The organism is Candidatus Binatia bacterium, assembly GCA_029243485.1.
GTDB lineage: Bacteria > Desulfobacterota > Binatia > UBA12015 > UBA12015 > VGTG01.
Map to the genome: position 1 here is coordinate 1 of JAQWRY010000034.1, position 14,108 is coordinate 14,108.

13 protein-coding genes are annotated in these 14,108 nt (G+C 59.4%); 4 read left to right on the forward strand and 9 right to left on the reverse strand.

Going from position 1 to position 14,108, the window contains the following annotated elements; translation table 11 throughout:
* A partial coding sequence (locus P8R42_11465) for an integrase core domain-containing protein (GenBank protein ID MDG2305250.1) occupies positions 1–232 on the forward strand: 232 nt, incomplete at its 5' end.
* Between the two features lie 375 nt (positions 233–607).
* Here the strand turns inward: P8R42_11465 and P8R42_11470 are convergent.
* Positions 608–1,531, reverse strand: coding sequence for an LLM class F420-dependent oxidoreductase (locus P8R42_11470; protein MDG2305251.1), 924 nt, complete (start codon positions 1,529–1,531; stop codon positions 608–610).
* A gap of 118 nt (positions 1,532–1,649) precedes the next feature.
* Positions 1,650–1,877 carry a hypothetical protein gene (locus P8R42_11475; protein MDG2305252.1) on the reverse strand — a complete coding sequence of 76 codons (228 nt, stop codon included), beginning with the start codon at positions 1,875–1,877 and terminating at the stop codon, positions 1,650–1,652.
* A gap of 157 nt (positions 1,878–2,034) precedes the next feature.
* Between P8R42_11475 and P8R42_11480 the strand changes: the two genes are divergently transcribed.
* Complete coding sequence (locus P8R42_11480; protein ID MDG2305253.1) at positions 2,035–2,451, forward strand: hypothetical protein; 417 nt, start codon at positions 2,035–2,037, stop codon at positions 2,449–2,451.
* 182 nt (positions 2,452–2,633) lie between these two features.
* Here the strand turns inward: P8R42_11480 and P8R42_11485 are convergent, their stop codons facing one another.
* Positions 2,634–3,119, reverse strand: a complete 486-nt coding sequence (locus tag P8R42_11485) for a DoxX family protein (GenBank protein MDG2305254.1) — start codon at positions 3,117–3,119, stop codon at positions 2,634–2,636.
* A 335-nt stretch (positions 3,120–3,454) separates the two neighbouring features.
* Positions 3,455–3,718, reverse strand: a complete 264-nt coding sequence (locus P8R42_11490) for a PQ-loop domain-containing transporter (GenBank protein MDG2305255.1) — start codon at positions 3,716–3,718, stop codon at positions 3,455–3,457.
* A 251-nt stretch (positions 3,719–3,969) separates the two neighbouring features.
* Here P8R42_11490 and P8R42_11495 point away from each other — a divergent pair, with 251 nt between their 5' ends.
* Both P8R42_11495 and P8R42_11500 read left to right on the forward strand, forming a co-directional pair.
* Positions 3,970–4,560, forward strand: coding sequence for a Coq4 family protein (locus P8R42_11495; protein MDG2305256.1), 591 nt, complete (start codon positions 3,970–3,972; stop codon positions 4,558–4,560).
* 1,572 nt (positions 4,561–6,132) lie between these two features.
* Positions 6,133–7,518 (forward strand): TolC family protein, encoded by a 1,386-nt coding sequence (locus P8R42_11500; protein MDG2305257.1) that lies wholly within the window; start codon positions 6,133–6,135, stop codon positions 7,516–7,518.
* A gap of 17 nt (positions 7,519–7,535) precedes the next feature.
* Here P8R42_11500 and P8R42_11505 read toward each other — a convergent pair whose 3' ends face one another.
* The 5 genes from P8R42_11505 to P8R42_11525 form a co-directional block, all read right to left on the reverse strand.
* Positions 7,536–7,937: an NHLP leader peptide family RiPP precursor gene (locus P8R42_11505; protein ID MDG2305258.1), complete on the reverse strand. Its 402-nt coding sequence runs from the start codon at positions 7,935–7,937 to the stop codon at positions 7,536–7,538.
* A 115-nt stretch (positions 7,938–8,052) separates the two neighbouring features.
* Complete coding sequence (locus tag P8R42_11510) at positions 8,053–10,080, reverse strand: RiPP maturation radical SAM C-methyltransferase (protein MDG2305259.1); 2,028 nt, start codon at positions 10,078–10,080, stop codon at positions 8,053–8,055.
* Positions 10,073–11,317 carry a methyltransferase gene (locus P8R42_11515; GenBank protein MDG2305260.1) on the reverse strand — a complete coding sequence of 415 codons (1,245 nt, stop codon included), beginning with the start codon at positions 11,315–11,317 and terminating at the stop codon, positions 10,073–10,075. The genes P8R42_11510 and P8R42_11515 overlap by 8 nt, the downstream gene beginning before the upstream one ends.
* 20 nt (positions 11,318–11,337) lie before the next feature.
* Positions 11,338–12,816, reverse strand: coding sequence for a radical SAM family RiPP maturation amino acid epimerase (locus tag P8R42_11520; protein ID MDG2305261.1), 1,479 nt, complete (start codon positions 12,814–12,816; stop codon positions 11,338–11,340).
* A 90-nt stretch (positions 12,817–12,906) separates the two neighbouring features.
* A complete protein-coding gene (locus P8R42_11525; GenBank protein ID MDG2305262.1) occupies positions 12,907–14,100 on the reverse strand; it encodes a TfuA domain-containing protein in 1,194 nt (397 codons plus the stop codon).
* Positions 14,101–14,108: the final 8 nt, after the last annotated feature.

A 14,108-nucleotide genomic window follows, 5' to 3' on the forward strand; every position in this document is an offset into this window, starting at 1 on the left:
GACGCTCGGCACGACGATGAAGGCGTCGGACGTGACCGCGACGCTGGATCTGGCGCGAGCGATCGGTCGCTTCGTCGAGCACTACAACCACCGCCGCTACCACGAGTCACTGGACAACGTGACTCCAGCCGATGCATATCATGGGCGGCGCAACGCGATCCTCACGCGCCGAGAACAGATCAAGAAGAAGACAATGGCTCGTCGTAAGCGGCAGAACCTACGCGCCGCGTAGGCGGGCAAACGTGCCGGAAGTGTCTCTTAGTAATCGACCCCAAAGATCCCGACTCAGCTGACGACGTACAGGTCAAATTCTTTTCCCCATTATCGCTCGATGCTAATGTTCATAGGATGGATATTGCCAACCTGGCGATCGTGGACCTCGACGATTCGACCGATCGGGCGACGCTGCGCCAGGGATTGTTCGAAACCGGGTTCTTCCATCTTCGGGACCATACCCTCCCCCCCGAACTGCTCATCAGGATTCGGGCGGAGACCCAAGCGTTCTTCCGCGAATCCGAATCACGAAAAATGGAGTTCCGGGGTGCCCTGCGCGGCTATGCCGCGCTCCGCGAAGAACACCCGGCCGGGGGCGATCGGGCAGAGCAGATCACCGGGGGGGCTGGTCTGCGCCGTGGCCACCCAGCGGCAACATCACCTGCTCGCGGAAGCGAGCCAATTCGTCGGGCAAGGATCCGTCGAGTCGGCCCTTGGGTGGAAGCACCACGATACGCTCGGCTCCCAATTCGGCGCAAAACTCGGCTGTCGCAAGAGCGGTTTTGGCATCACTGGTACTGGTCAACGTGAGGCGCACTGCGTCGCGCGGGCGGCCGGCCTTTTCCGCTTCGTCCTGGACGATCGGCCACAATTTCCGGAGTTCCTCTTCGTCCGGCCCACGCGTGGACCAATGGGGATAGAACTCGTCGCCGTAGCGACCCGCGCGGCGGGCCGCGAATTTACTATGCCCGCCGATCATCAGCGGAATTCCCCCTGGCTGCACTGGCTTGGGATAGCTCAACACGCCCTTGAAATTGAAATACTCGCCTTCGAAATGAGAGATGCCTTCGGCCCACAGCGAGCGCATCACCCGGATCCATTCATTGGCCCGGCGTCCACGGTCCGAGAAGTCCTGTCCCAGATCCTCGACTTCTTCTTTCACCCAACCGATCCCCATGCCGAGCGTCAGTCGCCCCCCGGAATATTGGTCGAGGGTCGCCACCTCCTTGGCGAGAATCACCGGATGGCGCTGCGGCAGGATCAACATCGCGGTACCCAGCCGGATCTTCTCGGTCGCTGCCGCCAGAAACATCAGAAGAAGCAGCGGATCGGGCATATCCGAGTCTGCCGGCAGCGGCGTGCGGCCCGTGGTCTTGTAGGGATAGCGCGAATCGTATTCCGTGTGCATCACGGCATGATCGATCGCCCAGAGCGACTCGAACCCAAACGACTCGACAAGCCTTGCATAGCGTACGACGAAATCCGGGTCACCGATCGGACCCATTTGCGGCGGGGGAATACGAATTCCGAACTTCATGAACGTCTACCCTTTCGAGTCAGCTTGGGTATGGGAGATGGCAGACCAGAACGGAGGAGTTCGACGGCAGGTTCCACTATGCCATCCGAGCGCTCGATCACATGATGACCAAAAGTGATCAAACTAGACTATGCGTGAGAATCTTCAGAATGCGATCCATCGCCTCAACATCCAATGATTTGCCGATCTCGCCCGAGCGGACGCCCCCGCGCAGGAGACTCCGGGTGTCTTCGAGAAGTTCATCACGCGCATCGCGAAAATACTGGCTATGCGAGACCTGCAGCGTCCGATCTTCGATCAGGAGCGTGCGCAAGATCGGACGCTCGAGGGCGAACCTTGCCGTCATTTGGTCCAACCGTCTCTGAACCCGAACAACCGCCGCCCCGTGAGAATCGCCAATAGAACCTCGTTCCGGCCGATTGAACGCACTCCTTTCGAGACTTTCATTCGCTTACGCCCTTTGCTCGCGCAGCCAACCATCAACCATCACCCAGGAGATCATCATGAAACTATCGCTCGTTGTCGGCACCGCCGTGCTGTCTGCCACCCTGCTCGCCGCGCCCGCCCCCGCCTCGGCGCGAGATCTGTGTCTGCAAATGGCCGGGAACTCCTGCGACTTCACAGGCGAATCCGGCTTCTTCCGCCTCATGAAGTTCAAGATGCCCAGGAACGCGAGGAAAGCAGTGCCCGTCCATGGGCGCAACGCGGGCATCACCGGTGTTTACGGAACCGCCGTCATGAACACAGAGGAAAGCATGGTCTCTATCGCAGCCAGTTTCACCCAGGACGGGGTCTTCGGGACTGTGGATATCTCCATTTCTCCAGGGGATCTGTTTCATACAGCCTACAGTTCGTACGGTGATGTAAGCCTCTCGAGCGAATGCCTTGTCTGGATCACGCCCTGTGACTTGGAGCCCTGATTGATTCAGCCTGATGTGCTGGGCCGCCCAGGGGCTTCGCCGCGGGCGGGAGGCTCTACGGGGGAGGACCGGAGTTGACGGCTAGAAGTGACTTGGGGCAAAAGGGCCTTGATGTCCGCTCTCCTCAGCTTTCAGGTCATTCCTGGTTTTCTCCCAGCCGCGAACGAGCTTTCGCGCAGCATTCAGCGAAGGTCGGAATCGCTGCGGGCCAGGAGACCATCGAGGCTTAGTTTCCCTGCCCCCGAAATCAGCAACCAACCCAAAATAAGCGCGTAGAGGACTTCCGGTAGATACAAGAAATTATCAAGCCAGGCGAAAAATGTATCTCCTTGAACACTCTTGATCCGATCCGTAACGATCGCAACTAGCATGTCTCCGCCAAGGAAGATGGCGCAGATCGGCGTCAGGAGACCGATTGCAAGAAGGCCTCCGCCCACGAACTCGACCAGGGAAATGACGACGGCATTCACTTCCGGAAAAGGGACCCCGGAAGCGAGCAAGGTTTTCACCATCTCGGCGCGGGAGTCCGCATCGACCAACTTCGTGGCCCCCGTAATACAAAAAAACACTCCAATCGAAAAACGAACCAACGCAATCCAGTAGCCCTGCAGCGGAAGCAAACGTTGAGCCAAGGCCAAGATACGACGGAGTAAGAAAATCGGATTCACCACGCTTCCCCTTTTGTTCAAGTCGCCCAGAGAGTTCTGTCAGTCTCGATCCTGGTGCAACAAACACCTTGAGTTTCTATACTTCGCGCCCAGAGTGAGAATCACTGCGCAGGCCAGCGCGTGGTACCCTTGGAGTACGGTGAATACCCATTCGGAGCCAACCGCTGCATAGACACACAATAATGAACTCGCTGCGGCCCACAAAGCATTAGCGACGAGGCTAACGCCTTCCCCGCAATGCATCTTGAAAAGATGCTTGATCTGAGGCACGTACGAAATAATGACTAGAGCCGTTCCGAAGATCCCCAACCAGTGCTCTTCTATATCGTAGGGACTCATGCGGTTCGATTCCGGTAGATTAAATGAAGACAGAGAATGAAGAAGGTAGCCGCCAGCTGAAATCCCATGACCAGGGTGAACATTGGCTCGTCGCGCAGAAGGGCATAGGCCAAAAGCGAGCTGGAAGCCGTCATGTTGAGAATGCTCGACCCGATGCTGAGACCTCCCACCTTGCGTTTCCTCAGCAGAATGGCGATCTGGAAAACAAAGGCCGCCATGACAAGCCCTGTCCCAATTGTGCCAACCCAGTGCGGCGTCACATTCCACTCCTTGCCATTCGACAGACCCCTTTTGGGTTTCCGCTATCTCGGGAACTGCCTTCGATCAAACCACGCCGCCCTCTTTCTGCCGGTGCCCGGCAGAAACCCAGAAACGAAGGCGGTCGTAGACGCGCCCCTGACCGCGACGCAAATTCGGAACAGGTACGAGAAGCCCACATTGCTACTTGGAGAAGAGAATGATCAGCAAGCGAATACATCTAGAATATCTCAAAGGCTTAAAGGGGTTTCTCATGCTTCTCCGCGACCCCAAGGCGACGGACTCTGTCTTCGAGATCGTGGAGGGGTTCCGGGAGACCGCGGCCTACCGCCACGCGTGGGAGCATGTACGTTCGGTTCCGGAGAGCGCGCAGATCATCGAGGAGCGCTATATCCCTCCCACCCCAGATCTCAAAAACCTTTCTGCGCTGCCCGAAGGCACGCTTGGGCGGGTCTACGCAGACCACATGATCCGACTTGGCCTCGACCCCGCTTTCTTCCCTAAGATCGAAGCAACGGACGACATCGCGTTCATGATGTTACGGATGCGGGAAGCCCACGATATCTGGCATGTGGTCGCCGGATTCGCGACGGATGTTCCCGGCGAGCTCGGCCTGCAAGCCTTTGGCCTTGCGCAGACTCATAATCCGCTCTCCATCGCTCTAATCGGTGGGGGCCTGTTGCGTACTCTGAAGAGTGCGACCGAGCTCGACGCGATCATGAATGAGGTGAGTCGCGGCTGGCGACGGGGCCGCGAAGCGGCGCCGTTCTTCGCACAGCGCTGGGAGGCCGGTTGGGAGCGTCCGATCGCGGAGTGGCGACGGGATCTTGGCATCGAAGTGTAGGTGCTGCTTGGCGTGAGGTGAGAACCGATTCTGCAGCCAAAGGTTGGCGGTTCTGGTCAGTTCCCCTGTCTGGCTCACGGTGAACGTGTGGGGGATTCGAGCTGCGGTTGCGGGTATGAGGAAACCCAAAAATAAATCTACGATGCACCTTTTTAGGGTGAACGTTCGTCGTTGATGAAACAGACCTTCGGGAGTCATACCCGAGAAACGGAATGCCCGTAGAGGCATCACGAGAGCTCCCAGAACAGGGTCCTTAAACCCAATCTCGCAGAAGTGTGGCGGAAGGCCTCAAGAACCGATCCCTTCGATATCCGGATGCGATGGGGGTAACAAGCTTGCGGTCGGAGGTTTGGGCTGGCCGTAGGAGCGATGAACGGCCTATTTGCCCAGGTCGCCGTGGAGCGGGAAGAGTCGGGACGCCGCGTCCTCGGACGTACGCGGGTGTTGCGCGTACCGCGAGAAAAGCGCTCGGCTCTGCCGCGACCACCGTGGTTCGAGAAGCGCCGCCGCATGATCTGCGGGGCCGCGCGGCGGGCGGTGGCGACGCGAGCGTATCTGCGACTTTATTGGGAGTTCCAGCGAGCGTTTCGTGAGGCATCCCTGCGGTTACTGAGCGGGGAACTCGATGCACGGTTTCCCCAAGGAGCCTTCTGCCCTTCCTCCCTTACCCGCTCTCTTGTGGAGACGAGCTAGGAGCTGGACCAGTCGCGAACGCGGCCGGCCTCATACCGCGGGCCGAACGGCGATCGAGAAGAGCCCTCCGTGTTCTTTTGGGGCCTCCGCTCGCGATTGGGCACCGACGGCCCTCCCGCCCGTCGTTGTGCGTCCGGGAGCCAGTGCGCCCGGACACCAAAGTTGACTGAATATAGTGCCGCGCCTCCTGCAAAGAGGTTCCCGGTCATTCACCAACGCCCACCAACGCACGGTCATTCACCACTCCCCCCTCCCCACTGTTCGGGTTCAGCTGAAGTCGGACCAGTTGGGGGTTTGAAATAAGAGACACTTCCGGCCTGTCACTTCTCACGAAGATGACCCGGGCAGTTCTCACAAGCATGCCCCAGGGGCCCGAGACAGGGTCAGTTCATAGCACGATGTCGGTTTCCGTCATCAGTGAAGCCTCCGGCGACGCCTCTTGGGAGCGACCCTGCAAACCAAAGCGCAGCGACCCGCGACCCAGCGACCCGATGAAGCGCTTGTCGGGGTGCATGCGCAATCCCAGGGAGGCAACCACCACATGCACCTCGGCAATCGCCCGGCGCAACGGCCAGCGCGCGCGAGCAGAACGAAGTCGCCTACGTGGCGCACGTCAATCGACTCTGCCCGATCGGGCGCCATTATGTCGGCTTGGGTCCAAAAAAGGGGCTCCATGTCGGCTATGCGCCCCCCCTCCACCGACTCCTGCTTCCCCCACCCCCGCCTTTTTCTTTTCCCCAGCCTTGCTGGCAGTTGGCCTTCAATTTCGGGACAATAGGGTCTGTGGGGTGGATATGTGGGACCGGCGAGGGAAGTCGCCTGCGCGGGGCTTTTGTCGGAGCGTTTCTCTTCGCCCTCTTTTTCGTCCCCGGGCTGGCGGTGGCGAAACCGGCCGGAACCGAAAACTTCGAGCAGACGCTTGCCCGAACCTACCAGACCAACCCGAGGTTGATGGCTGCACGGGCTTCACTTCGTGCCCTTGACGAGTCCCTGCCCCAGGCTCGCAGCAACTGGTTTCGACCCAAGGTTGCGGGCTCCGTGAGTGCGAACTACCTCCTTGAACGTCAAAGTCAGACGGGCTCTTCGGAGGACCCCTCGGAGCTTGAGCTCTTCCAGCCCCAGATCTGGGCCGAGCTTTCCTTTCCACTGTATCGCGGCGGGCAGACGCGCAATGCCATCTTGTCGGCGCAGAGCTCGATTCGAGCTGGCGAGCAGAGGTTGCGCTCAACGGAACAAGCGGTTCTCGGGTCCGCGGCGGCTGCCTACTTTGCGGTTTCCTACTATCGTTCTCTTGTTCGCATCAGTCTCGAGGAGATCGAGAAGGGGTACCTGCCGCTCGAAAAAATGCTGACGGGCATGGTTCAGAACAGAACCAGCACGATCACGGACCTTGCGCAGGTCCAGCTCCAGCTCCAGCTATCGCGAGCAGCCTACGACGCGAACCTGGGCCTCGTTGGAGCTGCGGAAAGCCGATTCGAGGCCGCCACCGGGGCGCTTCCTGGTGATCTTTTGGTTCCCCAGCTTCCAGCAGTCCCGGCGGAGAGTCTCGCAGCGGCATTGCGGACAGGGCTCGCACTGAATCCCGATGTCCTTGCCGCAAACGCCAGTCAGACCACGGCCGGGTACGGCGTCGCTCTACAGAAGGGAGCGCTTCTTCCGAACCTAGACCTGATCGCCACGGTCGAGCAGACCTGGACGCAGGAGCGAACCATCGATGCGACCAATCGGCGCATCTCTGATGACGAACTCCAGGCGGTCTTTGGTTTTCGTGTCTCTATTCCCATCTATGCAGGCGGCGCGAGATATTCCGAGGTGCGCGAGGCGCGCCAGTCCGAGACGGCCGCGCGAGACCAGGCTCGCTACGCGCGTCGACAGGTGAGGGTCCGCATCGCATCGGCATGGCGTCGCCAGAAAATCCTTCAATCCGAACTGGATTTCTATGAACAATCGGCAACGGCAGCGAGGCAGGCCGTGGAGGGACTCCTTGAAGAATTCCGGAGTGGCTCAACTTCCATGCAAGAGGTGCTTACCGCTCGCGAAACTCTCTACCTGGCCCTAGAAAATGCAGAGACGTCTCGTTTCAAGGTCCGCATGACCCGAGTCGTTCTGCTCGAGGCGATGGGACTCTTCGAAGCGCGATCGCTGAAGTTGCCGGTCTCGTATTACGATCCGGGATTCTACCTCGAAGCGGTAGAGGGCAAGTGGATCGGGTGGGGCATTGACGAGGAACACCCCGAACACGAAGTCGCTGCTACCCAACGGTAGCAGCGGCTTCGATGGAACTATCCAACATTGACGTTAACGTTGACGTTGGTCTGGAGGTTGGCGTTCACGTTGACATTGGTGTTTGCGTCCACGTTGACAACGCCGACGGTGGTGGCTGCTACGACGACCGTTACGAGCACGGCGGTTCCGCCCGCAACGGCGCCGAGCTCTTCGTCGCTCAACGAGCCCGTCGCACCTGCCGGCTCGGGCGGTACCACGAGGAAAATCTCGTTGGGAGACTCCTCGAGGATCTTCACATCAAGATCTGCAGGAAGCGCTGCATCGGGATAGAGCGCCTTCAGCTCTCGCTCGAGAACAGCCTTGGGGTTAGCTTTTAGCTCGTTGCGGAACGCATCGTCTTTCCACGCCTTCGCAACGATCTTGGCTTCGAAATCTCTTCTGCTTGTATAATCTGCCATCAAATTGTCCCCTATTTTAGCATTGGCATCGGTATCAAAATTTCTACCGAAGCTCAACTATTTTTCACTTCAATAATCGCCGTCGGGCCGATCCCGTGTTTCTCCCTCAGGGCGATCAGCCCCCTGCCGGTGCCGGGCTTCGGAACATGTAGGCGTCGAGGATGTTCTCTTGGAAGGGATCCTCAATGGGTTTCAGCTCGCGGAGGACCATGCCCGAGGGGCATTCATCCGACTCGACCCTTGGCGAGAGAGGCGCGCGAAGCACCAGCGCCAAGACCCACCGGTTCTGACGGACCAGGAGCTTGCGCTCCTCGAGGTGGCAGAGGGTCTCCTGGAGCTGCGCCTCTTCACCCCTCCAACCCTCCTCGGTGAGCATTTCGATCAACTGCGCCAGGGTCTTCATCTCCTCGCACGCGAGCAGGACCCGGGCCCCTAACCCGGAAATCCGATGCTCATCCTCGGTTCGAATTTCGCGGCTGTCGAGGATGCGAAGTTCGTCGCCATTCTCCTCGACGATCTCGAGTCGAGCCATGGGCCGGGCACCCGACTGGCGGAGGCTTGCCGCCCAGCGGCTCATCAGTGCGGAAAGCTTTTGGAATTCCTCAGAGTCGAACTCCCCGCGGGGTGCGTCCGTTTCGAAATAATAACTGAGTTTACGTCGTTCCGACTCTGCGAACGGGTAGATGTACTGGTAGTTTCCTGCAGGGCGGAACTCGAGGCCCAGAGCGTCCCGCTGGCGATAATAATACCCGTAGAGATCGAACCGGATTGGGACCAGGCCGGGGTTGCTGCCCGTGCTCCCCGTCGGCGGCTGCAGATGTTGGATCAACGGGAGGACCTCGTTGATTTCCTGGTAGTCTTTTTCCGTTTCGCCCGGGAATCCAACCAACATGTTCCAGGAAAGGAACATCCCAAACTGCTGGGCCCATTTCAGGGTCTGGAGGTTTTGTAAAACGCTGGTTCCCTTGCGCATGCGCTTGAGTGAGGTCTGGCTCAGGGTTTCGATTCCGGGTTGGAGCCATTTCACGCCGGCATCCCTGAGAATCTTGAACTCGGCCAGGCTGAGGTCCGCCTTGATCTCGTAAAAGATCGACCATTTTTCGTCGCGGGCAGCGAGTTCCCGGAAAACTTCCGCAGCGTAGTCTTTGGGCAAAATGTTGTCGACCGCTTCAAAGCGCCGCAAGCCCCATCGCTTGGCAAGGGTTTCAAGCTCCTCGATGAATCGCTCTGGGCTTTTGGACCGGTAGCGGATGCCCTCTCCGTTGAGACCGCAGAAGGTGCAGAGTACCTTCGCGCCCCACCAGCAACCGCGGGAGCCCTCGATGACCAGCCCCGGACGGACGCGTACTCGCGAGGACGAGATCTCGTCGAAGTATTCCGTGTAATCGGGCACGGGCAAATCATCGAGATTGTCCACCACCGCCCGCCGGGGACGGACCTTGGCGGCTTGCTCTCCCGCTTCGGTCGCGAGGCTCCACTTGCGGGTCACGACCCCCTCGGGCTGCGGCCTCTCGAGAAACTTTGCGCCCTCCTCGACAAGCCCTTTGCACAGGGGGGTGATCAGGTCATCAGCCTCGCCCGAGACGACACAGTCTAGGAAAGGAAAGAGTTCGACGAGGGCTTCAGCCAGTGCGCCCTCACAATTCCCTCCCCCCATCATGGTTACGACGGTGGGGTCGATCTCCTTGATTTCACGGAGCAGTGAGAGTGAGGCGCAATTCTGTGCGAAGGTCGAGGTACAGCCAACGATGCGTACTCCTCCCTCGAGGATTCTCTCCGCCGCTTCGCGTATGAAGCGCGATGCTCGCACCCTCATGGGACGAAGCCGAGGTTCGTAATCCGAAAGTTCGGGCACATCCATCAAGGATCCGACCTGGCTTTCCAGATCCGGGAAAAGAACCTTGGCAAAGACCCATTCACCGAGCATCTTCATCGGGTCGGATCCGGCGACCCAGACATAGGGGACCGCACCGACTTCCGCTGCAAAACGAAGCGACTCGTAGTGGACCCTGGAACGGATGCCATTTCGTAAAAGTTCGGCTTTCAGAAGTCCCAACGCCAGAGAGGGGTGATCGAGCCCGGCAAAGGGCATCGCCACGAAGGCCACATCGCTTCGGTCGCTCCCGGATAACAACTCAGACACTTGGCTTGTCCTTCTTTCGGACTGGGATTCGCTGGTAGATTGGGTCGAGCCCGTTCGAGAGACGGCCACCGGCCATTATACCGCCATCGCGGTAGCGATTCAGCAACTGAACCTCGGGATGGGTGGATCGTCGGGCAACGATCGTGGCGAGGAAGAACTGCTCTGCTCGGAGGACTTCACGGAAATGATGGGCAACCCTTTCGGCGATTTCCTCGGCTGAAATATCCTTCGCCAATCGAACCAGCCAGGCCGTAGTCCCTTTGCGTTGTGCCTCTTCGGCGATCTCCCGGTCCACGAAAATATCGATGGCAAGGGAGCGCCGTGCCGCCAGCTCCTCCAGTTCGTCTTGGAAATGAAGACGGTCCCCGTCTCCCGGAAAAAGAGCCACCTGCGCGCAGCTACCGTTTTCCGTCAGGGTGTCCCATACGTTCTCGAACAGCCACCGCACATAACCCAGGCCGTCGGGATCAGGCCCTTGTGCGAAGATCTGGAATAAGTCCAGTCCCTCAGGTGCGACAACAAACGGCGGGTTGCAGCTTACGACATCGAAGCGCTCGGTGCAGTTCGCCAGGGTTTCCTCCATCGGCTCCGCACGGATCTCGATGCGATCCTCGAATCCATTGAGGAGTCTATTCCTGGCTCCCATCAGGAGCGGCGCAGGCGCGATATCGGTCGAGACGACGTCGGCTCCTACGCTTGCGCCAAGCAGCCCGATGACCCCGGTCCCCATGCAAAGATCCAGATGCCGGCCGCCGCCGCGTAGCATTTCAAGGTCGAGGTAATAGCCGAGGAGATAACTGTCTATGCCGATGTAGACTTCGTTGAGTGAGTCCGGTTGAGCGTAGTGGCTTCGTGCATCAAGGAGCAGGTAGAGGTCGTTCCAGGCGATCAGCTCCACGCTACCTGGCCCGAAGCCAACCTCAGACTCCTGGAGGAATCCGGCTTCGACAAGCTTCTCGGCCAGGGTGGCGCTTTCGCTCGACAGCCAGTCGCGTTTGATTTCTCTTCGCGCACTGAGGCAGAGGGCGATATCGAGATCCCGCGACTTCTGATCATGGAGCAGGTGGGCGAGCTTCGTGAGTGGCGGATTTTTTCCAAGCGAACTCGGCGTTGCATAGTACGAGCGGAGGCCGACGAGATTCTTGTAGAACCCCTGGAAGCGTACCCGGTCGAGGTACTCTTTCAGCTCCGAGATCACGGGTTCTGGAGCGACAACCTGCGGTTGCGTAGCGGTCATCGGATGCATCTGCCGTTGGGTCATCCTCGGCGGGCAGCGACTTGCCGCTCGAAGAAGTTTTCGTCGGGCTCTTCTTTCAGAAAACCCCGGTCGAAAAAGTGCCTAAGGACCGCCATCGTTCGAGCCTCGGGTTCACCGTCCTGGTAGCCCGACAAGACTGCAATTTCTTCCGGGGTATTCTTCCCCCGGTGGAGGAGCTTTCCAATGAGGGCGAAACTTCGATCCTCTTCGGTCGGGCGCACATCCGCTCTTTGATGCGTAGTCGATAGAGCGAAGCCGCGTTCTATGGGCTCAAAGTCATAGCCCCGCCCAAAGGCGGTCGGAGTGCCGGCTGGGAGGCATTCCGGCATGTTGCGTTGCATCAATCCTTCGAGCTTCTGCTCGAAGTCTGCGGCATCCTCGAAGTTCACCTCCTCGAAGAGAATCCATCCGCCTGGCCAGATCTCTGAACCATGGGTCGGGCTGGCTAGCCGGATGAAACGCTCGGCCAGGTTGATCCAGAAGCCCGACATGCACGAGTTCGTTCCGGGCAACTCGAATTCCTTGGCGGCGCTTTCCAGTTCGCTGTCGCCGAGCGCCTGCCCGTTTGCATGGTCGAGCATGAAACCCTTGAACTTCGCCTTCTCGCGGTCGATGAGTTTCTCATTCTTTTCCGCCAACCGGTAGAAGCGACCCGCATTGGCCTTGAAAGAGTTCAGGGCCTGGGGTTGCTGCATAACGAGCTCGACGTTTTTCAATTCGTCCGCGGGGAAGAAGCGGAGGACCTCGTCGAATTGCTTCAGGCTCTGAATCGAAAAGCGATCGACGAATTGGCCCTTGCTGCGGGAGAGCTTGAGAAGCTCCCGGACTCGCTCCAGGTGCTTGTCGGGCTGAGCGGTCGTGGTCTGCGGAAACATGCCCGTGACTTCATGGAAGTCAACCATGAAATTCTCATACTCGGGGTTGTCGAGCGGATCGGTTGCCCAGTAACTACAAGCCCACTGGACGGCAGGACCGATCTTTTCCAGGCAGATCTGGACGATATCGCGGTGGAGTTGCGCATTTTCCGGGCTGTACTCGAAAACCTTGCGCAGCTTGTCGGCATCCACCCCGCAGTACCAGCAGCCCACCGAGCACCCCTGCGAATACTCGATGGCGACGGGAGTATGGATGATGAAATTGTCCGCATTTTGACCGTTCTCGGCAACGTTGCGGGCGATTTGGCGTCGTCGCCATGCGCGGAATCCCGGATGGTCCGGTTCGCATTGTACCTTGACCCTCTCCCGATAGGCGATCTTTTCGCCGACGAAATCGGTATACGCTTGGATGTCGTCCCTTATCGCCACCCCATCGCCCGCACCCGAGAGAATCGCTTGCACTTCATCGAGATGCGGCAGTCGCCCGTATAGAGCGACTAGACCCTCATGATCCTCAGTGAGTCGGGCACGCCACTCCTCGCTGGCAGACCAGATTTCGAGGAACCTCTTTATCTCGCCAACGGAAAAATCATCTTTAGGCATGTCTTAGCACCAGGTTTGACGTGATGAGTTGGGGCAGCGGCGACCGGGAACTCGATCCTGGTGCGAGCCTACCACGGCAAATCGGCAACGTCACAACGCCGGGCGCCCCTGGGATCCCGCGCCGGCCCATTTTGCGATCCAACCGCGGAACTGGAAATCACGGATCAGGGCCAGGTCCTCGTTGTAGGCAGGCTCCTCGCTACCCCCCAGGCCGAAGTAGCCGGGGCCCTGCAGGAGAAGCCAGTCGATGCAGGCTTGTGGCGCTTCCCGAGATTCCCCGGGCGCTCGGATGCCCGCTTTTTCGGCCCAGTCCAGCAAGCAGGCATCCCCCGCAGACAAATTCTTGCGTCGGGGGATCGCGGGCTCGTCGGCATCGTTCGGCAAACTTTCAAGCCATTCGCATGTAGCACGACGGCGCCATTCGGCCTCGAATTCATGCCTTCGCATGGCGTTGCGCCCGAGCCAGCACGCCAGCTCCTCGTCATCGGGGACCTCTTGGGTCCAGTGGTTCGGGAGCAAGGCCAACGCCTCGGCCGGGGGTTCTAGCCGCCTCCCCTGCATCCAATGCAGGATCAGGAAGCGTCGCCGAACTCCCCGGATGATGCCCCCGACATCCTCATCCCGGTAGGGCTGCGAGGCGAGCAGGTTCTGCAGAGAATGAAGTTCCCCATCGCCCCGCAGCACCCCTCTCTGCGCCAGTTCGGTAATGCTCTGATCGAGCGGCGACCGGTTTCGAGCCGCTTCGCTTACGAGAGCGTCTCGATGGGTTGCGCAAAAGCGCAGCGCCTCAAGGGCGTCCTCTCGTTTTGCCGTAAAACTCACCCCTTCGATGTAGGCGCGCAGCTTCCGCCCTTGCGTGGCGGCCAATGCGTCAAAGGTCCGGGTCCGAAAAAGGCTTGCCCTGGTACGTTCTCCGAAATAGAGTTCGCCCAACTCAGCGAGCAGCTCCCACCGTTCCTGCGGAGTGACAAGACTTCTTGCTACGGCTCCGTCCAAGGCCACCCGGAATTCCACAAGGGGGTCGGAGATGGGACGATATCCGGACTCCTCGTCCCCGTGGAGGAGAGCGACCTCGTCATCACCCACCAGGTCGCCCGACGAGAATCCCTGGAAGATTCGGCCAATCCCGACCATACCTTCCTTCGACAATTCCGCAGCCCGGATGGCGCCGAGACTGGCCGCTCCGACAACAGCAATACCGGCCCGCAGCGCGGCCAGGATTTCGCGCGGCCAGATCGACGCGCAAGTGTGGAAATATCCGTCGAGGATAACGATCAATTCCACATCGGTCC

Bases quoted from the DNA above. Each gene is read 5' to 3' on its own strand.
- P8R42_11520 (MDG2305261.1), bottom strand. From the start codon at position 12,816: ATGCCTAAAGATGATTTTTCCGTTGGCGAGATAAAGAGGTTCCTCGAA.
- P8R42_11480 (MDG2305253.1), top strand. From the start codon at position 2,035: ATGAAACTATCGCTCGTTGTCGGCACCGCCGTGCTGTCTGCCACCCTG.
- P8R42_11495 (MDG2305256.1), top strand. From the start codon at position 3,970: ATGCTTCTCCGCGACCCCAAGGCGACGGACTCTGTCTTCGAGATCGTG.
- P8R42_11475 (MDG2305252.1), bottom strand. From the start codon at position 1,877: ATGACGGCAAGGTTCGCCCTCGAGCGTCCGATCTTGCGCACGCTCCTG.
- P8R42_11470 (MDG2305251.1), bottom strand. From the start codon at position 1,531: ATGAAGTTCGGAATTCGTATTCCCCCGCCGCAAATGGGTCCGATCGGT.
- P8R42_11505 (MDG2305258.1), bottom strand. From the start codon at position 7,937: ATGGCAGATTATACAAGCAGAAGAGATTTCGAAGCCAAGATCGTTGCG.
- P8R42_11515 (MDG2305260.1), bottom strand. From the start codon at position 11,317: ATGACCGCTACGCAACCGCAGGTTGTCGCTCCAGAACCCGTGATCTCG.